Here is a 24835-nt window from a genome sequence, read left to right as displayed (position 1 = left end):
TTCTGTATGATTTACTTCTAGTTAACGATTAAGCTAAGGCCCCGGACTGTTTGATATAGTTTGCAACAAGGGGCATCATTATGTAAATTTTAAGGGCTTTCCATCATCATGGGAAGCTCTTTTTCTTTTATAGGAAATTTCTCAAATCGTCAGAAATAGTGTATAATAAACTGGAAATAAAAAATGACATGACAAAAGAGCGAATGTTGGATTCGCCATGACGTTGTTTATGAAGTTTTTTGTTTTGGTTTAGGGTAGCTGCACTATCTGACTATGGAGAAAGAATTATTATGAGCATGGATTTATCCATATTTCATAACCTTTCGATATTGTTCAAATAGTGCAGTTTTTTTTGTGGTAAACTTCTAAAACTAACATAGAAGTACCACATTCGGAACAACAGAGAGGGTCGTATCCGAAAGAGAGAAGGATGGAGTGCTGCCAATCCTGAATAGAACGCAGGAAACGTTGTTTAAGATTTCCACAGTGAAGACAGCCATACATGGCACCACCGTGAGAAGGATCACCACAATGAATCATCTTGTTGACATTTTCGATAACAGAAGGACGAGGATGAAGTTTGTAAATGATAGGTTCATAATAATCAGTAAAGATAGGTTGTAATATATTCATAATAGAATTTTACAATAAAGAAAGACAAAGGAAAACCCCTTCCCCTCATGAATGAGGGGTCAGGGGAGCTGAGAGTGTCGAAGACACTTTTTTACGCGAATAGCTTGCAAAGCGTATTTCTCGTAGTTTTATGGGTGTTAGTCTGTTGAGTGCATTCATAAGAGTCTACCGAAAGCAGGCTCTATAGTTAATACTTATAACTAAGCAAGGAAACGGAATACGCCGAATACCTTTCCGAGAATAGAACATTCTTTTACAATAATCGGATCCATGGAATCATTTTCCGGCTGCAGACGATAATAACCATCCTCCTTATAAAAGGTCTTAACCGTTGCAGAATCATCTACAAGAGCAACTACAATATCACCATTAGAGGCAGTAGACTGACGCTTTACAAGGACATTATCTCCGTCAAAAATACCTGCATTAATCATACTTTCTCCTTTAACACGAAGCATAAAGCTTTCTGCATTTGGCATAAACTCTGCCGGAATAGGAAAATAGCTGGTAATATTTTCTACTGCAAGAATCGGCTGTCCTGCAGCAACGCTTCCTACCATAGGAACATTAACAACCTCACGTCTGGTTAAATTAAAGCTGTCATCAATAATCTCAATTGCTCTTGGCTTCGTAGGGTCACGTCTGATATATCCATTTTTCTCAAGAGTTTCCAGATGAGAATGAACCGAAGAAGTTGATTTCAGATTAACTGCTTCACAAATTTCACGAACAGCAGGTGGGTATCCTTTATTTAAAATTTCCTGTTTAATATATTCAAGAATTTCCTTTTGTTTTGAACTGATTTTTCCGTATGCCATCTCATTACCTCCTTTTTATATTCTAAGTCTAACATATGTTCGTTGAAAAAGCAAACACATATTCCGAAAATTTGTTCGCTTTTCTTCTTGACAAACGAATGTTCCCTATATATAATGCACATATAAACAAATGTTCGCAACAGATGTTCGAAAGGAGACGAAACAATGAATCGTGATAATAGAGTATATGGATACAACGAATATAAAGAATACTACGGAAGGGGAAATAGAATGGACAACAGGCGCAGATATATGGATGGAACTCAGTATACATTGAATCGTACGATGGCAATTCGTGCAAACGGAAGAAGAAACAGAGCATATGTGTGCCAGATTCAAAGATATCTTATTATTTCTTTTCTGGCAGTGTTTTTAACCATCCTTGGTGTTATTTTAGGAAGCAACCTGCTTGCTTCTTCACAGAGCAAAGCTTCCAATGAGGTAAATACCTATAAATATTATACCAGCATTGAAGTACAGAAAGGGGATACTCTCTGGACTATTGCCCAGCAATATGCCGGTGATGACGCCGATTATGCATCCTATATCGAAGAAGTAAAAGAGATGAACCAGTTGACCAGTGATACCATCCATGCAGGAGAGTACCTTACTGTTTCTTATTCTTCCAGTGAATTTAAATAGGATTTCAGATATGACAGAACACAGACCGCTTTTAGATAAATTAGATACCTTTCTGGATAAATAAGATATACAAGAAGAGATTTTGTTTTAATGCTATTTTAAATATTATTTTTAATTATATATTGACTTTTTCATAGTAAGCATATTAATATAGTAGGAAATAAGAAAAATATTATTTTCAACTGCATATATCAAATTACATTATTTTAGACAAATGGAGGTTTACTATGAAAGAAATATTATGCTTTGGCGATTCAAATACTTACGGTTTAATTCCTGGCACAAAAGAAAGATATGGACGTGATACCAGATGGACAGGTCTTTTAGAACAACATTTATATGAAAAAGGTTATCGTATTATAGAAGAAGGTTTATGCGGTAGAACCACCGTCTTTGAAGATGAGCTAAGAGAGGGACGGAAGGGGGCTGCCTTACTTCCGACACTGTTAGAAAGTCACGCTCCAATTGACCGGGTTGTTCTTATGTTAGGAACGAATGACTGCAAAAGCTTATATCATGCATCAGCAGAAGCAATTGGACTTGGAATAGAACAATTATTAAAACAGATCCGGAAAATTGATTCAGATACCCGTATTTTGTTAATTTCTCCAATCCAATTGGGAGAAGGAGTTTGGGAGCCGGAGTTTGATCCTGAATTTAATCAGAAATCTGTTGAAGTATCTAAAAAATTGAAATTCGTTTATCAAAGAATTGCCCTAAAATACAACTGCGATTTTCTCGCTGCATCTGATATTGCAGCACCAAGCAGTGCTGATAGAGAACATTTAAATGAAGAGGGACATCAGAAGCTGGCAGAAGCAGTCCTTAAAGTGATTGCAGCATAATATGCTAAGAAATTTAAAATAAAAATTTATCAGAAAAGAAAGAATAGTTGTCGAATTTTCGGAATGTGGTATAATAGTTATGTATTATTTTACGCATAGTACAAGATTAAAATATCAAGGAGTTAGAAAATGTTACGTTTTATATATGTTATTCTAATGAATCTTTTTCGAGCCCCATATATTATACCGAAAATGAGAAAGTGGGCAGATCATCCGGAAAAATATTCGGAAGAAGAACGATATAAACTGGTTCGTCATGTCATTTATTTAATGAAGCGTTCCGGTAAAATCAAGACTGTAGCCTATGGCGAAGAAAATCTTCCAAAAGAAGGTGGATATGTTATGTATCCGAATCATCAGGGTAAATATGATGCTCTTGGTATCATAAGCACTCATAAGGAACCTTGTTCCCTTGTTATGGACGAAGCAAAATCCCATACCATTCTTGTAAGTGAATTTGTTGACTTACTTCAGGGTAAGCGTTTAATAAAAGATAATGTCCGTCAGGCTTTGAAAATTATTACCGAAGTTTCAGAAGATGTAAAGAACGGAAAGAAATACATTCTTTTTCCGGAAGGTGGTTACGAATTCAATAACCGTAATCGTGTCTGTGATTTTAAAGCGGGTAGTTTTAAATCTGCAATAAAAGCACATGTACCAATTGTACCAATTGCGCTGATTGATTCCTACAAAGTCTTTAACAGTTTTTATCTGTGGCCGATTACTACACAGGTTCATTATTTGGAGCCGATTTATTACGAAGAGTATAAAGATATGAAATCCAAAGAAATTGCCGAATTAGTAAAACAGCGGATTCAGGATAAGATATCAAGTATTTTATAAGATTTATTATTTAAAAACAGTTTCCAAGATGGTGGTTATAATATATACCTACTTTTATAATGCCAAAATGGAAACTGTTTTACTTTTTTATAATATATTACTTATTTTTCTATTTTTATTCATCCCGCAAATGAATATATTTTGGAGCAGTTCTTCGACGTTCATCCTCTAAGGCCGCATAATGCTTTTTCGTGGTATTTACATCTTTATGGCCTAAGACATCAGCCACCAGGTAAATATCGCCTGTTTCGCGATATAGTGACGTTCCATAGGTACTTCTTAATTTATGCGGTGTAATATTCTTCATGGTAGTAATTAATTTTGAGTATTTTTTTACCAGATTTTCTACTGCCCGGACACCGATTCGTTTCTTCTGCAGGGAAAGGAAGAGGGCATGGGTGCTTCCTTCCACAGCTTCAATGGTATTTCTTTCTTCCAGATAATTTAAAAGGGCTGTGCGAACCTCATCACCAAAGTATACAACAACTTCAGCTCCACCTTTTCGATGCACTTTGATTCCGTTGTTACGAAAGTCTACATCTGTGATATCAAGTCCCACACATTCAGAAACACGGATTCCTGTTCCTAAAAGCAATGTCATAATTGCAAGGTCACGACATTTGGTCTGTTCATGAAACTTTTGCTGGCGTTCGGTTAATTTTTCACCAGATTCAACTTCATCTAACAGCATAGCAACTTCATCTACATCAAGTCTCGTTATGGTTTTTTCGTGTTTTTTTGGCATCCGGACAAGCTGTGCAGGATTTTTTGTTATCATTTCTTTACAGAAATAGTAATTATAAAAGCTTCGTAAGCTTGCCAGTTTACGTGAAATGCCTCTTTCATCATTGGTATGCGCAACACCATCTTTTTCATAAACCCTTAAATAATCAAGATATTCCTCAATATCCATAGGCGAAATCTGGTCTAACAAATCGATGGTGAATTCATTTACCGGCTTTTTCGCACAAATGGGATTATTCTGATGTATAAAATCAAAAAATATACCTAAATCATATGCATAAGCCAATAGGGTCCGGGACGAAACAGACGCCTTCATTCCGATAAAAAACTCTCGGCAGAAGGGGGGCAGCTCCTTCTGAAGTTCACGTAACTTTAATTCATTTTTTGTATTTACTGATTCATAATATGCCTTTTCATTCATTGGATAATTGCCTCCAGTCTGGAATATTCCCATTTATAATTGCTGTAAATAAACGGTTCTTTACACCAGGATGATCTTTATTAAGCTGTTGTAATAAATCCTTGGCATACTGACGCTTTGTTTTTCCATCAAATGTACATGGATTTTTAACAACAGGAAGATTGTAATGATTTTTAAAACCAATTACATCGACTTCCGGAACATACATCAGTGGCCGGATAACATCGAGATTGCTACGGTCGAGATGTGTAACCGGTGGAAATGCATAAAATCTTCCTTCAAACATAAGAGAAAGCAGCATCGTTTCTATGATATCATCCTTATGATGCGCATAAGCAACCTTGTTGCACCCAAGTTCTATGATAGCCTGATTTAATGCTCCTTTTCGAAGCTTGGCGCAAAGGGAGCAGGGGCTATTCTTTTTGTTCTGCTCTTTTATAATTGCCCCAATCTGTGTTGGAATAATATGATATGGCACATCCAGCTTCTGACACAATGCTTTGATTTCTGTTAAATCAAAATCCGGATATCCCAAATCAACTGTTATGGCAGTAAGAGAGTAGTACACCGGATAAAATCTGCGTAGACCAGCCAGGGCATATAGCAGCGTAAGACTGTCTTTTCCTCCGGAAATACCAACCGCAATAGAATCATTTTCTTTAATCATCTGAAAATCATCCATCGCCTTTCTGGTATAACTATATAATTTTTGAAGTTTCATGAATAGCCTCCAAGTTTTGTGTTTTACGAATACATTATACATGAAAACTACTGGAAAATCTATGTCTTTACATATATAATAGGATAAGAATATGTAATGAAAGGAATTTTAGAAGAATGAAATTCGTAATACAGCGTGTTACACATGCCAAAGTTGAAGTTGAACAGAAAATTATTGGTTCCATTCAGAATGGCTACCTGGTATTAATCGGAATTGCTGAGGATGATAATGAAGAAATTGCAGATAAATTAGTTAAAAAGCTATTGGGATTAAGGATTTTTGCAGATGAGAATGGCAAGACAAATTTAAGTCTAAAGGATGTAAATGGATCCCTCTTGTTAGTTTCACAATTTACATTATATGCAGATTGCCGTAAGGGAAATCGACCGTCCTTTGTAAATGCAGGTAATCCAGAAAAAGCCAACGAATTATATGAATATATCATTGAAAAATGTCGTGACGAAGTTCCGGACGTACAAACTGGTTCCTTTGGAGCAGATATGAAGATAACTTTGCTGAATGACGGTCCATTTACAATTATATTAGATTCAAAAGACTTGATGTAAAATCTGCTTTGTGCGTTAATATGGTATATATAGGGTGTGAGTTATCTATTCGCAAAACACAGCTTTTACGAATAATTGCTGCCATTTTAAGCCGGTCAGCGCCGACGCACGCATAAATGCCTTTGACCTATGCAGGCATTCCCTTATGGTTGTTTCAGAGCTTTTTATCCCCCTTTGGCAGTTCTGCTTTATAGCAAATGAGGGAAAAATATGAATGAAAAATAAAAAGTGCATGAACTCTAAAGTTTCTTTTGAAATACTTTAAAAGTTCATGCGCTTTTTGGTTCTTATTTCATAAGATATAATGCACGATACTGTAAAATCATTTCTACACATTTATCAATGCCAAGAGCGCTGCTGTCTAAGGTCAGATGATAGCTTCTTGAGTCGCCCCATTTCTTGCTGGTATAGTAATTGTAGTAGCTGGCACGCTGTTTGTCCTTTTTCTGAATTGCATCCTTTGCTTTGGATTCATTTACCTGCAATTCCGCAGCTACACGTTTTGTCCGGAATTCCTTGTCAGCATGAATAAATACATTGATGCAGTTTGGATTTTCTGCCAGTGCATAGTCGGCGCAGCGACCAACAATGACACAGGATTCTTTTTCAGCAATTTTCTTAATGGTTTCAAACTGTGCTAAAAATACTTTGTGATTTAACGGCATATCTAAAAACGGTGCGGATGAATAGCCATTTATGGAATATGTATCCATAACTAAAGAATATAAGAAACTGTTCGTTGGCTTTTCGTCCTGATTTTCAAAAATTTCACGGCAGAAACCGCTTTCTTTTGCAGCTTCCTGTAAAAGCTCTTTATCATAAAACTTTATGCCGAGACGATCTGCAACTTTCTTGCCAATTTCTCTTCCGCCACTTCCAAATTCACGTCCGATGGTTATAACAACATTATTTCCCATAGTAATCACCTCTTTATGCAAAATATATAACTTGATAAATGAATTATAACATATTTAGTGCACTATTCCTAGTTTTTTCTGAAAATAAATAGAATTTTTTAAAATTGAAAACAGCCAAACACTAAATATTACCGAAAATAATACCGGAGAAAGCATAAAAAATTGAAGAAGAATCCTGAATTAATTCTTCCTCAATTTATTTAAAAGATCTTCAAAATATTCCGGAATCGGTGCTTTAAACTCAACATATTCTCCGGTTGCCGGATGCACAAATCCAATGATATAAGCATGAAGGGTCTGTCCTTGCAGATGATATGGATTCTTCAGACTGCCATATACGGTATCGCCCAGTAAGGGATGACCAATACTTGCCATGTGAACACGAATCTGATGGGTACGTCCCGTTTCCAGTTTGAATTCCATATAAGTTGCATCTTTTAGACGCTCTATAACACGGTAATGGGTAATTGCGGTTTTCCCATTTCGTTCATTAATTGCCATTTTCTTACGGTCTTTTGGATGACGTCCGATTGCGCCTTCAATGGTGCCGGAATCTTCTTTTACAATGCCTTTTACAATGCCACGATACAGCCGGTTAACGGAATGCACTTTAATCTGTTCTGCAATCAGACGATGGCTCTGGTCATTTTTGCATATAATCAGTGAACCGGTGGTATCCTTATCAATTCGATGAACGATGCCTGGCCGGATTTCACCATTGATTCCGGAAAGATTTTCCCTGCAATGGTACATGATTGCATTTACAAGCGTTCCGCTGTAATGTCCGGGACATGGATGTACAACCATATCTTTGGGTTTATTAACGATAATTACATCATCATCTTCATACAAGATGTCTAATGGAATAGCTTCTGGTAAAATGGTTGTCTTTACCGCATCTGGTATGGTCACAGAAACCATATCTTCTATATGCATCCGATAATTTGCTTTTGATTGTGGCACATCATTGACCAATACCAGCCCGTCTTTTATCAGCTTCTGAAAGAAACTTCTGGACTGTTCCGGGTAGATAGCAGCCAGAAACTTATCCAGACGTTCCTCTTCATATTCATCTGTAACTTCAAAAGTTTCCTTATGCATAAAAGAAATTTCCCCCTACTCTTCCGCTTTTTTGTTCTTCATAAATGGGAAAATCTGACCTAATTCCTCTTCCTTATAATAAAACAGCATCAGCAGAATAAAGAGAATACATGCTACTACCACATAAATATCTGCAACATTAAAAATTGGGAAATTAATTAGCTTAAAATAAAAGAAATCAATGACATACTGGTGTACAACACGGTCAATCATATTTCCAATAGCACCGGCAACAATCAGTACAGCAACAATGCGGATTGGTGTAAATCTTTTCGTCAGTGGAATATTATGATAAAGAATTATCACTATTACAAGGAAAATCAATGTCCCAATCACAAAAAAAGTTTTCTTTCCCTGCATAATACCAAAGGCTGCCCCCTGATTTTCAAGATACTGCAATTCAAAAACGTTCTTAATAATTGGAATTGCAGCCTGTCCTTTGAGATGAAGCACGGCTAAATATTTTGCTATCTGGTCGAGAAAAAGCAATACTGCTGTACTCAATATAGTAATTATATACATGATTTTCTTATTCATAAATCTATCGCCTTTCGTCTTTTTTATGAAACATACTGCCGGAAGTGGATTTTCATCATTAATCAAACATACTGCCGGAAACGGATTTTCATCTTACTTTTCTTTGTGGTGCCAATTTCCCCATCAAAAATGAATTTTCCGGTGCCCCGGATGGAAATCACATCTTTTTGTTTACATAAGTATGTGTTATGTAAACACTCTGCACCATTGATAAAAATTTTACCGGATTGTATCAGCACAACCGACTGGCTTCTTGATTTTCCACTCATGGCAGCTATCACACTATCTAAGCGATTCGATGCCACAATTTTTTCGAATTCTTTTAATTCTGGCTCCACTGCCATAGCTGATGGTTCTTCTAAAACACAATGTACTATAGTATGACATACCTGTTGAAGTTCCTCGGCTATGTAATCGGCAATTTCCCTTTTTACAAAAAGGTAAGCATTATTATCCTTTATCAGAATGTCTCCCAGCTTCTCTCTTGCAATGCCAAGATTCATCAATGCTCCCAATACATCACGGTGGGAAATTGTATCTGCAAATTTCGGATAAGCCGGTGCGATTTCAATACATTTAATTGGATAACTCCATTCATAATAAAGAGCATCAGGAAGAAAAGCTGCTATCTGACGCTCTGCATAAAAACAGCCGCCCGATAATTCATAGGTAATTCCCAATGATCCGGCGCAGCTATTTAAGATATTCTGTTCATTCAGGGTAAGAAAATCGCTGAAACAGACAATCCCCTTGCGTTGTGCCTGCTGGAACAAGTCCAGGAAGCGTTTTTTTATTAATTGTTCATCCTGCATCATAGCTATATCACATCATATATTTTGATTGTAATACTATTAACGAAAATCTGTCTGAATGGATGAACCGGAGAAGCTGTCTAAAATCTCCTGGAAGTCACCTGAAATATCAACAGATTCCGGTGTAATAATAAAGATATAATTGGATATCTTCTGCAAATTCCCATTGATTGCATAACAGGAACCAGAGGTAAAGTCAATAATTCTCTGGGCAATCTCAACATCCAGACCCTCTACATTCAATACAACGGTACGGTTCATAAGAAGAGTCTCCGTAATCTCTCTTGCATCCTCAAAAGAGGTTGGCTTAATCACACAGACTGCCATATTACCATTCTGCTTCCGGCTGCTGCGCATTGGAGTAATCTTGCTGACTGCCTTTGGTTTCTCCTTTACAACAGGCTCATCGAAATCGTCATCCTCTTCCTCATGCTTATGGAAAAGCTTTTTCTTTGGCTTTTCTTCTTCCTCATCATCATAATAATCGTCATCATAGAAATCATCATCGTCATCATCTGAGTTCAAACGCATAACATCCATAAATTTATCAAAAAGACCCATTGTTCATTCTCCTAACTACTTATTTATTATAATTTCTTTCGCCAAAAATTCCGGTACCGACACGAACCATTGTAGCACCTTCCTCAATGGCAACCATATAATCTCCTGTCATACCCATGGACAGGACATTCATAGATACATTATCAATGTTTTTTGCGGCTATGTCAACAGATAATTGGCGGATATTCCGAAAATATTGACGGTTATCTTCTGGATTTTCTACAAACGGAGCAATAGTCATAAGTCCTTTTATCCGTACATTTTCAAGCTGTGCAATCTGTTCTACCAGTGCAATGGCATCCTCTGCATGAATACCAAATTTGCTACTTTCTTCAGCAATATTGACTTCCACGAGAATTGGAACTGTGATATTTTTCTTCTTTGCCTGAATATTAATTTCTTCAGCGAGACGATAAGAATCTACAGAATGAATCAGGCAGACCTTATCAACGATATATTTCACTTTATTTCTCTGTAAATGACCAATCATATGCCATTTGATATCCTGTGGAAGCTCATCATATTTTTCTACCAGCTCCTGCACTTTATTTTCCCCAAAGTCACGGATGTTTTCATCGTAAATTTCCTGCAGCATTGGTACCGGCTTGGTCTTGCTGACAGCAATCAATGTTACATCTTCCGGATTCCTTCCGGACTTTTCACATGCCTTTAAAATATTTTCCTGCACTTCTTTTAAGTTTTCTTTCAGCATTTTATACACCTCTTAATCTCATGATATCATTTTATGATAATGTTACTTTTTTAACAATATTAATTAATCAGATCATCCTCGGAAACAGCATCGCCCTCTAATGCAATGTGATCATAAATGGAGATTCCAAAATCTGTTCCAGCCTTTACAATGGTATATTCTTCATTCTGATACAAAATATCAATCTGCTTGAATACCGCATATCCCTTGTTGACATTGTATACACCCTGAAGTGTGGACTGCGCCTGCACCTCAAAAGTATCGTTGGAATCCGGCTTTTGAATGATACTGCCGGCAGTAATTTCTTCTTCGTCAATATAATAATCCGTTTCGGATTCCTGGAAAATAGCTGTTGCAACGAAATTAACAGCATTGGTCTTATTGTCCCTTACATATAAGCCTAAGGAGTTAGAATCGCCTCCACGGGTAAAATATTCCTTCGGAACAGTATAGAACGCCTTTTCCGTGATAGAAGAATTTGGGATCTTAAGTCCACTCCGCTCTGTCAGCAGTAATTCCACATCGGTAAAACGGTCTCCTGCAAAGCGAACCATGTTATTGTGCAGAGATAATATCACATAATAATCATTCCCCTGGGCTTTTAATTCATAATTCACCCAGCAGCTCGTATTGTCTTTTTTAAATTTGATTTCAATAACATTGCTGTCTGTTAACCGGTCATAGGTTGCTTTCTTGACCGGAAGAATGATATTCCAGTTTTCACTGGTAATCTGCTTATAAATCGGGTCACCTGCAGCAATCGTACTGTTATTTTTAATGGTTGTCTTCTTATAATCCAGCGGCTGAATATCATCTGCCGTAAAATTATCTGTCGTGATATTTTCATAGCCATCGGTATAATAAGCAATCAGCCCCGGAGTCTGGGCATAACTGATATGGAAAGTATCACTTGCCGTTGCCCCGGATGCTGTCAAATCGGATAATGCGCTCATATTTACCGATTCCATGACCTGGGAGCTTACATTTTCTTTAAAATCATATACATGATAAAAAGACAATGAATCATAGGACTGGGTAAACTGTGATACATTGGACTTCAGATTTTTAAAATAATCACTGTCAAGCCCCGTGGTATCTGAAGCAGCTGCAGCAGCCAACTGATTACTGACAGAGCCTGTCTCATCCACAGAACAGATAATATTGTTCCAGCCAGCCTGGGCATTGTCTGCAATGTAATAATTAAAGGTACCACTATAGTCGGAAGTATAAACACTTTCTGACCTTACAATCAATCCGGTATAAGTATTATTCTCGGCAATTGTACCCTGGGTCACTTCATATATTCCAATGTGTTTTTCAGTGAAATAAGAAAATACATAAAAAAGAATATATACAAGAATAATAACAAAAATGACAATCTCTATATTTAAATGAAATGGTTTTCGATACTTTACAATCTTTTTTGTTTCAGCCACAATCGTTCCGCCTTTATAAAGAATAAATAGAAATTGATGTATAATGTCATCCACTTTGCACCATACTACATAGTAAAGGAGGACTTTGGATATGAGTTCAAAAGGATTAGATTATACATTACTAACACTTGTAATCATTGGAGCCATCAACTGGGGACTCATCGGATTCTTCCGATTTGACCTGGTGGCATTTCTGTTTGGTAATATGAGCTGGCTTTCCCGCATTATCTATGCACTTGTCGGAATCAGCGGTCTTTATCTGCTTTCTGCCTACGGACGAATCCGCTCTATCGAACAGGCTTAGTAAAAAAGGTGTCTTAAGCATTTTAAGGACTTAAGACACCGCTTTTACTGCCAATTCAGGCATTTTTAAAGTGCTACAACTACTTTTGCTTTTGCACATTCTGGAAGTTTTGAAGCATCCATAGAAATACTTAAAATAAATTTAACTTTATACTTCTCACTGATGACATCAAGTTTTTCAATAGCATGGGTAAATTCTTCGTCCTTCATACCGGAAATCGTAAGAAAACTATCCAGATACATCTCATGTAAATCATGATCAGATGAAACGATACCACATATAAAACCTAAAAACTCATCACAATTGGATATTGGAAAATCTGCAACATTGACAAGTCTGACTTTATTGTCCAGCTCATACATATGTTTCTGGCTCTTATCCAGATATACAATGCTGCCACCGACTGTTTTTACAGCTTCGTTTACCTTATCCAGTAATACTTTTGTCTTTCCTTTACCCTTTTCTCCTGCAATTATTTCAATCATCGCATTTCCTCCCAGACATTATTTTCTTCAATGAAGAACTATATAAGTTCATTATATAATATGTTGCTGCTTTATACAATGCCTAGTTACCACATCCGGCAAGTATTTCATTCATCATAAGATACAGATTGGATTTACAGTCTGCCTTTAATACAATGGATATCACCGGTTGTCCACCGGCATTATCCGTAAGTAACACAAGACAGAATCCTGCGTCCCCGGTGGTTCCTGTCTTACCGCCCACCAGTGTAAATCCATCCGGTAATTTGGATTCACCGGTTTTATACTGATTGGTACTGCTCCAGTCCTGGGTCTTAGCACTGCCATCTGCCGCTGTATAATTGGTGGTATAGGAACTGGTAGAAATCAGCTGGTAAAAGGTCTCGTCCTGTAATGCCTTTTGGAAAATCAGATACAAATCATAAACGGTTGTATAATGATTCTCATCCGGCAGTCCATTTGGATTCATAAAATGAGAACCGGTTGCACCAAGTTGCTGTGCTTCCTGATTCATCAAATCCACAAAAGCTTCTACGGAACCGGAAATATGTTCTGCAATTGCAATGGCTGCATCATTTCCGCTTCGCAGCATCAGACCATAAAGTAAATCCTGTAAAGTCATCTGGTCTCCCGCCTGCAATCCACATTTAGAAGAATCAGATGCCAGATTTACGGCATTGTCACTGATTGTTACCACATCACTGAGATTTCCATATTTGATAGCAAGATAAGCGGTCAGTATCTTTGTTGTACTAGCCGGATACATCCGCTCATATATATTCTGGGCATATGTAATTGTATTAGTTGCCGTGTTAAATACTCCGGCGGCCTCTGCCACACTGTTATGTTCTACGGATTCCTGCCCGATATTTTCAGTTCCGCCAACACATAAATTGGCACCAAAATAAGAGCTGACCGTATCCTCTGCACAGGATAGCACATTTACGCTGCTGCTTTCTCCATATACCGGATAGCCATTCTCTACAACGCTTTTGGCTTTCCCACAACCCGTTACAGATACGAACACACATACAACAAGCAGACCTGCCAGTACACGTTTATTTATACATTTCACGCCACTCAAGGTCTCCTCTGTCTAATGATTTAATCAAAAGCTCTGCAGTAGCAAGATTTGTTGCCAGCGGAATATTGTGTATATCGCATAAACGAACAACACTGTTTACATCCGGCTCATGTGACTTCTGTGATAATGGATCACGCAGGAAAATCACAAGGTCAATCTCGTTATGCTCAATCTGTGCACCAAGCTGCTGTGCACCGCCTAAATGACCTGCGAGATATTTGTGGACATTCAGATTTGCTACTTCCTCAATTAGTCTTCCGGTAGTTCCCGTTGCAAAAAGTTCATTTTTACAAAGAATTCCCCGGTATGCAATACAAAAATTCTGCATAAGCTTTTTCTTCGCGTCGTGTGCAATCAAACCGATATTCATTCGTTTAGTCCCCCTGTCCATATTTTCTAGGCTGAAGCCCTACATTCATTACCAGTCCAATTCCCGCAAACAACGTGACTAACGACGTTAATCCGTAGCTTACAAAAGGAAGTGGAAGTCCGGTATTTGGCATCAAGCCTGTGACAACGCATATATTTACAAAACTCTGGAAACCAATCAATGCAGCAATTCCGCTGGCAATTAACCGGCCTGCCATGTCTTTTGCACGTCTTGCAACCAACAGACATTCTATGGTAATCAGAAACAGTAATACGATAATAATAACACTGCCGATAAAGCCCATCTCTTCACCTACTATAGAAAAAATAAAGTCTGTCTGCGGTTCGGATATAAAATTACCGTTTTTAACGGAAACAATATTCGTATTATTCAGTCCCTTGCCCCAAAGCTGTCCGGAGCCCACTGCCATAATCGAGTTCTGCTGCTGATATGCAATGTTAGGATATTTATCGGGTTCCAGCCAGCCTAAAATACGAAGTGCCTGATTTCCTGTCAAAAGTTTCTGCCCCGGCTGTAATACCAGCGTTAAGACCACAACCAGTGACGGAACTGCCACTGCCAGCACACCCATTACTATTTTATAACTTAATCCGGCAATAAACAAGAGGGATGCAAAAATTAATGCTGTAACAATTGTGGTAGAAAGATCCGGCTCCTTAAAAATCAGAAGAAGCGGTACGGCTGCCAATACCAGCGAGCAAAACAGCGTCCGGATATTATTCAGTTTATCTTTATTTTTGCTTAGATAATAGGCAAAAAACAAAACTAACAGGATTTTGCCTAATTCGGAAGGCTGAAAGCGGATTCCAAGCTTCAGCCAGCGGCGCGCGCCTTTTGTCTCTTCTCCAATGACAAAGATAGCTGCCAATAAAGCCACATTAACAAAATAGAATATCCAACTGAATTTCAATATAAAATTGTAATCAATCAGCGATATACCAACCATTACAATCAGACCTAAGATTAATCCTGCAATCTGCTTATTCTGTACGGAAGGCTTTGCACTGCCAACTACCATAATTCCAATGATGGTCAGTGCCACCACATAAAATATCAGTCGGAAACGGTAGTCTCTTAAGCGGTATTGTTTTAACATAAATCACTACTTCCAATCTGAAGTCTGTTATTTTCCGGAATGCTTCAAATCCTTAATCGGAATATTTGCAAACAATGCCGGAACAGTTCCGTTGTTACCATCTGATTCGGTCTGGGTAATCTGAATATCAAGCCCTTCCGCATCAATTTCCATATACTTTGATATTACCTGGATAATATCGTTTTTGATATTTTCCATTACATCCGGTGAGCAGTCAGCACGGTCTGAAATCAGCAATAATTTCAGACGGTCTTTCGCTACATTACCGGAATTCTTTTTCTTAAAAAAATCCATGAATCCCATAATTATTATCCCCCTAGTTTTTCTTAAATAAACTTACGAATTTAGACCATACGCCATTTTTAGACTCTAAGTCAAGAAGCGGTACTTCTTCGCCCATGATACGTTTACAGATATTTAAATATGCCTGTCCTGCAAGGCTGTCAGAGCCTACTAACGGCTCACCCTGGTTGGTTGAGATTACAATCTGTTCGTCATCCGGAACTGCACCGATTAAATCGATAGCAAGAATCTCATGAACATCTTCAATGGACATCATATCGCCACGTTTTACCATATCCATACGCAGTCGATTTACGATTAACTCGATTTTCTTAATCTCATTTGCCTCTAAAAGACCAATGATACGGTCTGCATCACGGATTGCAGATACCTCCGGTGTGGTAACAACCAGTGCACGGTCTGCTCCTGCAATTGCATTTTTAAATCCCTGCTCGATTCCAGCCGGGCAGTCTAATAATATGTAATCAAATTCTTCTCTTAATTCTTCTACTAATTTCTGCATCTGCTCCGGTGTAACAGAGGTTTTATCTCTGGTCTGGGCAGATGGCAATAAGAAAAGGTTCGGATATTTCTTATCTTTGATTAATGCCTGTTTGATTCTGCAGTTGCCTTCTACAACATCTACCAGATTGTATACAATACGGTTCTCAAGACCCATAACTACATCAAGGTTACGTAATCCGATATCGGTATCAATCAATACTACTTTTTTATTTAACTGTGCAAGACCGGTTCCTACATTTGCAGTAGTTGTTGTCTTACCAACACCGCCTTTTCCTGATGTAATAACAATTACTTCGCTCATGATTTATTCTTCCTCCTAAATCTTATATATTCATTAATAATCCACTTGTAATCGGTTCGATTAGTATGGAATCATCCATAACAACAGCTACCTGCGGTTCTAAAGTCTTCCGCCGGTTCTTAATGGCACTCAGTGGTCCGCGGTCAGAGCTTCTTCCAATTACATTACCTATTTTAATCTGTACCGGGTCCATATCAAGGGCAGCTACAAAGGTATGCTCATCTCCTGCCGCTCCAGCATAGGCATTGCCACGAAGCGAGCCTAATACCACAATATTTCCTTTTGCAATAATTTTTGCACCTGGGTTCACATCGCCAAGTACAACAATGCTTGTCTTACATTCAATGACCTGTCCACTTCGCAGTGTTCCCTTATAGAATTCACCGGTTCTTCCAGACTGGCTTTCATCAAATTCCTGAATCTTTCGGGCACAGATTTCATCCCGCAGGGAATTATTATCTAAAATACATACCACATCAATGCTGGTATTTCGACTGATCAAATCAACGATTGCAAGTTCTTCTTCCTGACTTAATTCCCTGCCCTCAAAAGACAAGGCAATTCTGGCATTTTTAAAGAATTTGTCGGATTCTTTAAATTTATGAAGTATCTCGTCTAATAGCTCCTGAAATGGAATTCTATCATCTAAAATCAGATTGATTCCATGGGGATTACTCTTTAAAACAACTGGTTGCGACATATACTTCCCTCCTGACATTTAATCATTAAAGGCATTGGCAGCAGCTCCAACATCTTCTGCCTGACCATCTAACAAGGTAGATGTATCCTCCAAATGGAAATAATATTTATATACTGATGCAGCAAGTTCTGCAGTATTGGCTGATGTATATCCGTATGCAATACGGGTTGCAATGGAAATCTCAGGATTATTATATGGTGCATATCCTACATATAACGCATGGTTTGGTCTGGTTGGTACCTGCTGTGCCGTACCTGTCTTACCGGCCGAATCCACACCAAGCCCCTCAAACTGTTCATGTGTTTCTACCACCATTTTCATACCGGAATGAATGGTATCCCAGGTACTCTCTGAAATATTGTCCATCGTGTTCTTTACGGTCGGTTCATAGGTTTCTAATACGTTACCATCGGAATCTGTAACCTGTTTTAACAGGGTATAATTATATACGGTTCCACTGTTTGCAACTGCGGTTACATAACGGGATAACTGTACCGTAGTAAAACTGTTGTTACTCTGTCCGATTGCAGAAGTAATCGGGAACTCTGTGGTCTGCTTCGGTTTACTTTCTGCAATTTCAATTCCGGTTTTAGAATCAAGACCATACATGGATGAGTATTTATTAATCATTTCCACACCATGGTCTTCATTATAAGTTCCATTTACCATACTTAAATCGTAACCAACTTTATAAAAGAAATAGTTACAGGAATCTCTTAATGCCTCTGAAACATTGATGGAACCGTGACTGCTTGGATAAATCCAACATTTTGGTCCATTTGCCACTTCTTCAAACTGTCCTTTATCCAAAATAGTTGTACCAGGTGAAATAATACCCTCAGTAAGTCCTGCTGTTGCAGTAACCATCTTAAAGGTAGAACCAGGTGCCGTCGTCTGCTGTGTTGCATTATTATAGAACGGATTTGATAAATCCTGATACAGCAAATTATAATAATTACTGTCTACTGTATTTGCCAGACGGTTGGTATCATAGCCCGGATAAGTAACACAGGCCAACAGTTCGCCGGTCTTTACATCTGTAATGACACAGGAGCCGGAACAAGGATCCAATGCAAGCTGTGCCGGTGTAATCTCAAGATTCTTCACCTTTTCTTTTATAAAATTAAAGGCACTGATGCTGCCGGACTGTAACCCACTTACTGCCGTGTCATCATAGTTTAACACTTTTTGGTCAAAAAGTGCAAGACAAAGCTGCGTTCCATTAATCAGGTCATCGTGAATCATGTACTTATACATAATTTTTGAAAATCCCTTATCTGATGCCAGCTCTTCTACAATATAGCTGACCAGTGCATCATAGATTTCGGAAGAATCAGAATACTTCTCGTCTACGGAAAACTTCGTGATATCAATCCATTTCTGGCTGATAGCATAATTTAAATATTCATTTACACTGATTTTATTACCTGCATAATTTTTATAAGTTTCATCCGATTTGTCAATGGAATCTGTAAGCAAAATTTTATTATTGACCAGCATTTTCGGAATATAGGTCATATAATCCTGCATTTCCTCAGGCAACTCATCCACTGGAGTTGCTGCTGAACTGCTAAGGCTGCTTTCCACCTGGGCTAATACTGTTTGCTGTTTACTTCCAAAGGCACTGAAAATCTGTTTTTCTACATCGGAAGCATCTTCAGTACTAAAGTGGTTTAAATCCAATACATTATTATTAATCAATGCAAAATACACATCATCAATTGGAATCAGAATATCGGACGCTGTTCCGGCTGCAGTATTATATTCTTTGATATTCACAATTTTAGAATATAAAATTCCGGCAATTTCCTGTTCCAAAAGATTATAAACCGCTTCCTGCAAATCTTTATCAATAGAAAGATAAACATCATTTCCAGCCTGTGGCTCAATCCGCTCGGTTGTCTCCATTACTTTTCCAAGGCTGTCTACATAAACGGTTTCACTGCCCTTTTTACCCTGCAGTGTTTCGTCCATAACCTGCTCAATTCCGGATTTTCCAATGACATCATTTAAAGAATACTCATCATTATCAGCAGATAATTCATCATATTCTTCCTGGGAAATCTTTCCGGTATATCCGATAATATGGGAAAAATACTCGCTGTCTACATATTTTCGGATGGTATCTTCCGAGATATCCACACCCTGCAATGCATTCATATTTTCTGTAATATATGCTACGGTTTCATCACTAACATTTTGGGCAATGGTTGTGGAAATATATTTCTGATAGCTGTTTTCTGCAATGGCACAACGCAATACCACAATCCGGTATAAGTCTTCTCTGGCATAATCATCTTCCGATAAATCATAGCCATTTTTGTCACTGGATCTGCAAAGATAATCCATTACCTGCTTTGGGGTTGCTTCTGCTTCGTTATATTTCAGATTCTTATTATAGACTAAATCATCTGCAGAAGAATGTCCATAAGTGTCAGCAAGGAAACGCTTTAATGTGGTTCCCTCTACCGTATAATAATAGTTCCCGTCATCATCCAGTCCGATTTCAAAATCATTTTCAATGACATCGCCGTTTTTATCCAGCTCTTTGATAATATTGTAAAGTTCTGTATTAAGAGCCTCATTCTTTTCTGAAGTCTTGTCATAAGAACCATTATCCTCAATGGTTACGCTGTTTGCCAGTTCGTTGTAGGCTAAAAGATTACCATTACGGTCATAAATATTGCCACGGGAACCATTTAAGATACGTGGTTTCTGGATTTTTAAACTGTAATTATCCTGATACTCTTCACCTTTGATAATCTGAAGGTAAAATAGTCTGCCTATCAGAGTCGATGACAAAAGAATCATGACAACGCAGAGTACAAATATTCTTGATTTTGCAACTTTATGAAGTATTTCTTTCAGTGTATCAAACAAATTTCGCTGCACTCCTTTTTTCAATACGCTCTAACCGCTGGTTAATTTTCAAAATAATGAAATATAAAACTACAGAAATCAAAAGCGTGTATACAAGTTCCGGTATGATAATGTGTAACATATAATATCCAATTGCAAACTGCTTGCGGAATAAAAACCGGAAAAAGTAGATAAACAGATTATAAGATAAATCACTTCCGGCAATCAAAAGCATTGGAAGCTTAATATCGTCCGGGTAAAACATCTTCTTAAAGCATCCGTTTAAGAAGCCTGCATACATATATAAAAGGGCATAAAATCCAATCATCTCCCCAAAAAAGATATCTATCAGCAGTCCACTGAAGAAACCGATAAATATCCCTTCTTTTCTTCCGCGCATAAATCCAAAAGATGCACAGACCACAATCAAAAGATTCGGAGAAATAGACGCAAAGGATAACGCCTTAAATAATGTGCTTTGCAATAAAAAGCATACAATAATAATTAATGTAACGGTGATTTTTCTTCTCATCAATCAGACCCCGTTTCCTTTTTGTCAAGTATAACCAAAACCTGCTGAAGATGTTCAAAGTCAACTGCCGGAGTAATGGTTCCTGATTTGGTCAGGTGGTTGGAATCTTCCGAAATACTGCTGACATATCCAACCAGAATGCCCTGCAGATATTTGTCACTGACATTGGAAGTTACAATCTGATCTCCTATCTGAACCTTGTTCTCACTGTCGTTTAATCCGGAGAACTCGATTACCTGGTCTTCATTCATACTCTGAAGATTACCATTTATGATACAGTTATCTGACGTATTTAATATCATGCCGTATACCTTGGCAGAATCATCAATCACAGAACGCACCTTTGCATAATGTGGTCCAACATCAATAACAATTCCTACCAGTCCGTTTCCGGCAATGACATTCATATCTACTTCAATTCCATCTTTGGAGCCTTTGTCAATGGTGAAGATGGAAAACCAGTTGCCCGGATCCTTTCCGATAACATTTGCTCCGGTTTTCTTGTAATCCGAATACTGCTGGTCTAAAGCTAACAGTTCCCTTAAATTATCCAGTTCATACTGTTCTAATTTAATGGTGTTTAATTCGTTGGTCAGTTCTTCTACCTGTCCCTTCAACTGTTCGTTTTCTTCCATGACGTCATTCAGATTTTTTAAATTATCTGCCTTGTCAGAAAGCCATGTACCAGCATAATTGATTCCCTTCTGCATTGGTTCAAAAATTGCACCGGCAATCGAATTCAACGGTCCACCACCAAGATTCAATGAAAAACTGACATACATTGCCAGAATACATAATGCGGTCATGGACAATAATATATACTTTGTTGGAATTTGATGTTTTGGTCTACGTCTCATTTTATGCCTCTATTTATATATTTTGGACTTCATACTGAATCCTAAATGTTTATATTTTTCATCTGAAACAATCTTATTCAATCCGCGAACTGCACATTCTTCCGGATTCTCGCAGGAATTTACCTTTATATTGGTAATCTCAGTAAATAATTTATCCAGATTATGTATTTTAGAACCGCCACCAGTAATATAAATACCGGAATGAATAATATCCTTTGCAAGTTCAGGCGGAGTCTTCTCCAAAATCATTTTAATAGAGTTACAGATAGAATTAAGATTATCCTTAATTGCAGCATAAATGACTTCTGCAGTAATCTCCATCTCAATCGGCAGACCACTGACTACGTCACGGCCAACTATAACCATACTCTTTTCCATGCCAGGTGTACCGGAACCAAGTTCTTCTTTTAAAGTCTTAGCAGTTTTGCGCCCGATCACAAGATTAAAGTTCTTTTTGATATAACTGCTGATGGAGTCATCAATGCGATTTCCACCAAAATGCAGTAAGTCACTTAATACAAGTCCACCCAGGGAAATTACTGAAATTTCTGTGGTATCTGCTCCGATATCTACAATCATGGCTCCGGTCGGCTCATTAACATCAAGTCCCAAACCAACAGCATCAGCCAATGGCTTCTCACATAAAAGGACAGACTTCGGTTTCATTTTGCTCTTATAAAAGATATCAAAGAAAGCTTTTTTCTCAACTTCCGTAATATCTGTTGGTACCGCAACGATAAATTCTGCACCACGGGTCTTGCCCTTTGCGTGTTTTTCTAAAAATTCCTGTATCATGGTCTGCATATTATTAAAATCTGCAATAACACCACAGATAATCGGAAAAGAAACCTGAATCTGCTCCGGTGCCTTCTCATACATTGCATACGCTGCATCACCATAAGCATACATCTGATTCTTATTTATGATGGCAATCGTATTTTTTTCATTTAGTATTTTCCCAGTTGCCTTGCAATATACCTTCATATTAGAGGTTCCAAGATCAATTCCATAAATGTTATTCGACATTTCTTTCTCCCTCCGGAAATCATAGCATTTCCTGTTCTTTAAAACTAAAATATTTTTTATCACCAATAATAATATGATCAGCAAGCTCAATTCCAAGAAGCCTGCCGCCTTCTACTATCTTTCTGGTAACTTCAATGTCCTGCCTGCTTGGTAGCGGATTTCCGCTGGGATGATTATGCACTAAAATCACATGTACTGCATGATATTCAAATGCTTTCAAGAAAATCTCCCTCGGGGAAATCAGTGAGGCATTTACTGTGCCAATTGAAAGAATGGAATCTGCAATCAGATGACACTTCGTATCAAACATGCAAAGCATCAGATGTTCTTTTTCTTCATGCCGAAGCTGTTCCATATAATAGTCTGCTACGGAAAAAGCATTCTGCATTACAACTGTCTGCTGGCGTCCGGTCTGTGCAATCCGTTTTGAAAGCTCTGCAATACACTTTAACTGGATTGCTTTTACTTTCCCGATACCCGGAACCTCCTGTAATTCCTTAAGACTCATCTGATAAAGCCCTAAAAGATTTCCGGTGCGTTTGCTCAATACATGCTTTGCTACTTCTGTTGAAGAACTTCCATTTGTGCCACAGCGGATAATTACCGCTAAAAGCTCTGCATCCGATAGGGATGCCGCCCCGGATTTCAAGCACTTTTCATAGGGCTGTTCGGAGACTGGCAGATTTTTTGCCGTCATATTATAACCTCTTTCTACTCTCACCGGTAACCCATTTCTTCCAAAAAGGCATATACTTTATATTAACACATCATATCTTCATTAACAAGTTTCTGTTCATAAAGTTTTTGTAAAGACATCAGGATTCCAAGTTTTGCATGATACCAGGTCAGTCCACCCTGAAAATATACGGCATACGGCTCTCTTAACGGACCATCGGCACTTAATTCAATGGAGGAACCCTGTACAAATGCCCCGGCAGCCATAATGACATCACTGTCATAGCCCGGCATTGCCCATGGCTCCGGTGTTACATAGCTGTCCACCGGCGCTGCAGCCTGAATTCCTTTGCAGAATGCAATCAGACCTTCCGGGCTGTTTAAGGTAACTGCCTGAATAATATCGTGACGGCTCTCTGTACCATTCGGTACAACGGCAAAGCCCAGTCTTTCGTAGATATTTGCAGCAAAAATTGCACCCTTTAATGCACCTGCTGTAACTACCGGTGCCTGAAACAGTCCCTGATAGAAAGAAGAAATTACATTTAAGGAAGCACCCACTTCTTTGCCGAGTCCCGGAGAAGTAAGGCGGTATGCTGCATTTTCCACACATTCTTTTTTGCCGACAATATAGCCGCCGATTGGTGCCAGTCCGCCCCCCGGATTCTTAATCAAGGAACCTACAATCATGTCTGCTCCTACATCCAGTGGCTCTCTTTCTTCTACAAATTCACCGTAGCAGTTATCTACCATACAGATAACGTCCGGTTTTATGGATTTGATAAAGGAAATCAGTTCTCCAATCCGCTCTACGGATAAGGTAGGTCTTGTCTGGTATCCCTTGGAACGCTGAATGGTCACAAGATGTGTTTTCTCATTGATTGCTTTTTTGATATTCTCATAATCAAAGCTGCCATCGGAAAGTAAATCTACCTGGCGGTAAGTAATGCCATATTCTGCCAGTGAGCCTTTGGATGGTCGGATACCGATAACTTCCTCTAAGGTATCGTACGGTTTTCCTACCGGTGATAATAATTCGTCCCCCGGTCTTAAATTTGACATCAATGCCAGTGCCAGTGCATGGGTTCCACAGGTAATCTGCGGACGAACCAGAGCATCTTCTCCATGGAAACAGCTTGCGTATACTTTTTCCAGTGTATCTCTTCCCAGATCGTTATATCCATATCCATTGGACATGGCAAAGCATTCTGCGGAAACTCTGTTTTTCTGCATGGCATCAATTACTTTCATCTGATTATATTCTGCTGTTGCATCAATTGCTGCAAAACGTTCTTTTAATTCATCCTCTATCTTTTTTCCAAAACGGTATACTTCTTTGCTGATACCCATTTCTTCATATTTCTTTTCAATCATTTCGTCTTTCATCATTTTCCTCGTCTTTCCGGCTG

28 protein-coding genes and 2 pseudogenes are annotated in these 24835 nt (G+C 38.2%); 5 read left to right on the top strand and 25 right to left on the bottom strand.

What is annotated here, in order from left to right; genetic code table 11:
• Nucleotides 1-302: 302 nt before the first annotated feature.
• The 3 genes and pseudogenes from DV740_RS15395 to lexA form a co-directional block, all read right to left on the bottom strand.
• Nucleotides 303-474 (bottom strand): annotated as a pseudogene (locus DV740_RS15395) (IS91 family transposase); the annotation flags it as partial.
• Nucleotides 472-633, bottom strand: a pseudogene (locus DV740_RS15390) (transposase zinc-binding domain-containing protein); the annotation flags it as partial. The pseudogenes DV740_RS15395 and DV740_RS15390, both read right to left, overlap by 3 nt.
• Before the next feature lie 200 nt (nt 634-833).
• Nucleotides 834-1451: a transcriptional repressor LexA gene (gene lexA, locus DV740_RS03060; protein ID WP_022243831.1), complete on the bottom strand. Its 618-nt coding sequence runs from the start codon at nt 1449-1451 to the stop codon at nt 834-836.
• Nucleotides 1452-1616: 165 nt separating this feature from the next.
• Here lexA and DV740_RS03055 point away from each other — a divergent pair, with 165 nt between their 5' ends.
• The 3 genes from DV740_RS03055 (at nt 1617) to DV740_RS03045 (ending at nt 3781) form a co-directional block, all read left to right on the top strand.
• A complete protein-coding gene (locus DV740_RS03055; protein WP_118087449.1) occupies nt 1617-2093 on the top strand; it encodes a LysM peptidoglycan-binding domain-containing protein in 477 nt (158 codons plus the stop codon).
• A 227-nt stretch (nt 2094-2320) separates the two neighbouring features.
• The gene (locus DV740_RS03050) at nt 2321-2938 is read left to right on the top strand and encodes an SGNH/GDSL hydrolase family protein (RefSeq protein ID WP_118087448.1); all 618 of its coding nucleotides are present in this window, start codon (nt 2321-2323) and stop codon (nt 2936-2938) included.
• Nucleotides 2939-3067: 129 nt separating this feature from the next.
• Complete coding sequence (locus DV740_RS03045; RefSeq protein ID WP_022243828.1) at nt 3068-3781, top strand: lysophospholipid acyltransferase family protein; 714 nt, start codon at nt 3068-3070, stop codon at nt 3779-3781.
• 115 nt (nt 3782-3896) lie between these two features.
• Here DV740_RS03045 and DV740_RS03040 read toward each other — a convergent pair whose 3' ends face one another.
• Entirely contained in the window at nt 3897-4946 is a 1050-nt protein-coding gene (locus DV740_RS03040; protein ID WP_117841060.1) for a tyrosine-type recombinase/integrase, read from the bottom strand.
• A complete protein-coding gene (locus tag DV740_RS03035; protein ID WP_118087447.1) occupies nt 4939-5667 on the bottom strand; it encodes a tRNA lysidine(34) synthetase in 729 nt (242 codons plus the stop codon). The genes DV740_RS03040 and DV740_RS03035 overlap by 8 nt, the downstream gene beginning before the upstream one ends.
• Nucleotides 5668-5783: 116 nt before the next feature.
• On the opposite strand from DV740_RS03035, the gene dtd reads away from it, so the two are divergent.
• The gene (gene dtd / locus DV740_RS03030) at nt 5784-6233 is read left to right on the top strand and encodes a D-aminoacyl-tRNA deacylase (RefSeq protein ID WP_117946959.1); all 450 of its coding nucleotides are present in this window, start codon (nt 5784-5786) and stop codon (nt 6231-6233) included.
• 287 nt (nt 6234-6520) lie between these two features.
• Here dtd and DV740_RS03025 read toward each other — a convergent pair whose 3' ends face one another.
• The 7 genes from DV740_RS03025 to DV740_RS02995 all read right to left on the bottom strand — a co-directional run bounded on the left by DV740_RS03025 (nt 6521) and on the right by DV740_RS02995 (nt 12309).
• Entirely contained in the window at nt 6521-7150 is a 630-nt protein-coding gene (locus DV740_RS03025; RefSeq protein ID WP_022243824.1) for a cytidylate kinase-like family protein, read from the bottom strand.
• Between the two features lie 180 nt (nt 7151-7330).
• The gene (locus DV740_RS03020; RefSeq protein ID WP_118057459.1) at nt 7331-8251 is read right to left on the bottom strand and encodes an RluA family pseudouridine synthase; all 921 of its coding nucleotides are present in this window, start codon (nt 8249-8251) and stop codon (nt 7331-7333) included.
• A gap of 15 nt (nt 8252-8266) precedes the next feature.
• A complete protein-coding gene (gene lspA / locus DV740_RS03015) occupies nt 8267-8788 on the bottom strand; it encodes a signal peptidase II (protein ID WP_118057458.1) in 522 nt (173 codons plus the stop codon).
• Nucleotides 8789-8850: 62 nt separating this feature from the next.
• Nucleotides 8851-9603, bottom strand: a complete 753-nt coding sequence (locus tag DV740_RS03010) for a YlmH family RNA-binding protein (protein WP_118057457.1) — start codon at nt 9601-9603, stop codon at nt 8851-8853.
• A 36-nt stretch (nt 9604-9639) separates the two neighbouring features.
• Complete coding sequence (locus DV740_RS03005) at nt 9640-10161, bottom strand: cell division protein SepF (protein WP_117699220.1); 522 nt, start codon at nt 10159-10161, stop codon at nt 9640-9642.
• A gap of 19 nt (nt 10162-10180) precedes the next feature.
• Entirely contained in the window at nt 10181-10873 is a 693-nt protein-coding gene (locus tag DV740_RS03000) for a YggS family pyridoxal phosphate-dependent enzyme (RefSeq protein ID WP_117841055.1), read from the bottom strand.
• A gap of 59 nt (nt 10874-10932) precedes the next feature.
• Nucleotides 10933-12309, bottom strand: a complete 1377-nt coding sequence (locus DV740_RS02995; RefSeq protein ID WP_118057456.1) for an HlyD family efflux transporter periplasmic adaptor subunit — start codon at nt 12307-12309, stop codon at nt 10933-10935.
• 91 nt (nt 12310-12400) lie between these two features.
• Between DV740_RS02995 and DV740_RS02990 the strand changes: the two genes are divergently transcribed.
• Nucleotides 12401-12613, top strand: a complete 213-nt coding sequence (locus DV740_RS02990; protein WP_022243817.1) for a DUF378 domain-containing protein — start codon at nt 12401-12403, stop codon at nt 12611-12613.
• A 65-nt stretch (nt 12614-12678) separates the two neighbouring features.
• Here DV740_RS02990 and DV740_RS02985 read toward each other — a convergent pair whose 3' ends face one another.
• The 13 genes from DV740_RS02985 to DV740_RS02925 form a co-directional block, all read right to left on the bottom strand.
• Nucleotides 12679-13098 (bottom strand): twitching motility protein PilT, encoded by a 420-nt coding sequence (locus DV740_RS02985; protein WP_117698372.1) that lies wholly within the window; start codon nt 13096-13098, stop codon nt 12679-12681.
• 82 nt (nt 13099-13180) lie between these two features.
• On the bottom strand, nt 13181-14173 hold the full coding sequence (locus DV740_RS02980) for a D-alanyl-D-alanine carboxypeptidase family protein (protein WP_118057455.1): 993 nt from the start codon (nt 14171-14173) through the stop codon (nt 13181-13183).
• Nucleotides 14157-14552, bottom strand: a complete 396-nt coding sequence (locus DV740_RS02975; protein WP_022243814.1) for a methylglyoxal synthase — start codon at nt 14550-14552, stop codon at nt 14157-14159. The genes DV740_RS02980 and DV740_RS02975 overlap by 17 nt, the downstream gene beginning before the upstream one ends.
• Before the next feature lie 4 nt (nt 14553-14556).
• Entirely contained in the window at nt 14557-15669 is a 1113-nt protein-coding gene (locus DV740_RS02970; RefSeq protein WP_118057454.1) for an FtsW/RodA/SpoVE family cell cycle protein, read from the bottom strand.
• 27 nt (nt 15670-15696) lie between these two features.
• Nucleotides 15697-15972 carry a cell division topological specificity factor MinE gene (gene minE / locus DV740_RS02965; protein ID WP_022243812.1) on the bottom strand — a complete coding sequence of 92 codons (276 nt, stop codon included), beginning with the start codon at nt 15970-15972 and terminating at the stop codon, nt 15697-15699.
• Between the two features lie 13 nt (nt 15973-15985).
• On the bottom strand, nt 15986-16777 hold the full coding sequence (gene minD / locus DV740_RS02960; protein ID WP_022243811.1) for a septum site-determining protein MinD: 792 nt from the start codon (nt 16775-16777) through the stop codon (nt 15986-15988).
• A gap of 22 nt (nt 16778-16799) precedes the next feature.
• The gene (gene minC / locus DV740_RS02955) at nt 16800-17477 is read right to left on the bottom strand and encodes a septum site-determining protein MinC (protein WP_022243810.1); all 678 of its coding nucleotides are present in this window, start codon (nt 17475-17477) and stop codon (nt 16800-16802) included.
• 18 nt (nt 17478-17495) lie between these two features.
• Nucleotides 17496-20357: a penicillin-binding transpeptidase domain-containing protein gene (locus DV740_RS02950; RefSeq protein ID WP_117698376.1), complete on the bottom strand. Its 2862-nt coding sequence runs from the start codon at nt 20355-20357 to the stop codon at nt 17496-17498.
• Nucleotides 20350-20868 carry a rod shape-determining protein MreD gene (gene mreD, locus DV740_RS02945; protein ID WP_022243808.1) on the bottom strand — a complete coding sequence of 173 codons (519 nt, stop codon included), beginning with the start codon at nt 20866-20868 and terminating at the stop codon, nt 20350-20352. The genes DV740_RS02950 and mreD overlap by 8 nt, the downstream gene beginning before the upstream one ends.
• Nucleotides 20868-21725, bottom strand: a complete 858-nt coding sequence (gene mreC, locus DV740_RS02940; RefSeq protein WP_117698377.1) for a rod shape-determining protein MreC — start codon at nt 21723-21725, stop codon at nt 20868-20870. The genes mreD and mreC overlap by 1 nt, the downstream gene beginning before the upstream one ends.
• A gap of 9 nt (nt 21726-21734) precedes the next feature.
• Complete coding sequence (locus DV740_RS02935) at nt 21735-22751, bottom strand: rod shape-determining protein (RefSeq protein WP_022243806.1); 1017 nt, start codon at nt 22749-22751, stop codon at nt 21735-21737.
• Nucleotides 22752-22770: 19 nt separating this feature from the next.
• The gene (gene radC, locus DV740_RS02930) at nt 22771-23448 is read right to left on the bottom strand and encodes a RadC family protein (RefSeq protein ID WP_117698378.1); all 678 of its coding nucleotides are present in this window, start codon (nt 23446-23448) and stop codon (nt 22771-22773) included.
• Nucleotides 23449-23510: 62 nt separating this feature from the next.
• Entirely contained in the window at nt 23511-24815 is a 1305-nt protein-coding gene (locus DV740_RS02925) for a methionine gamma-lyase family protein (RefSeq protein ID WP_242994197.1), read from the bottom strand.
• Between the last annotated feature and the right edge of the window lie 20 nt (nt 24816-24835).

The sequence above is a fragment of the Roseburia sp. AF02-12 genome (assembly GCF_003461765.1).
Taxonomy (GTDB): domain Bacteria; phylum Bacillota; class Clostridia; order Lachnospirales; family Lachnospiraceae; genus Roseburia_C; species Roseburia_C amylophila.
This window is presented reverse-complemented; position numbering and strand designations above follow the sequence as displayed.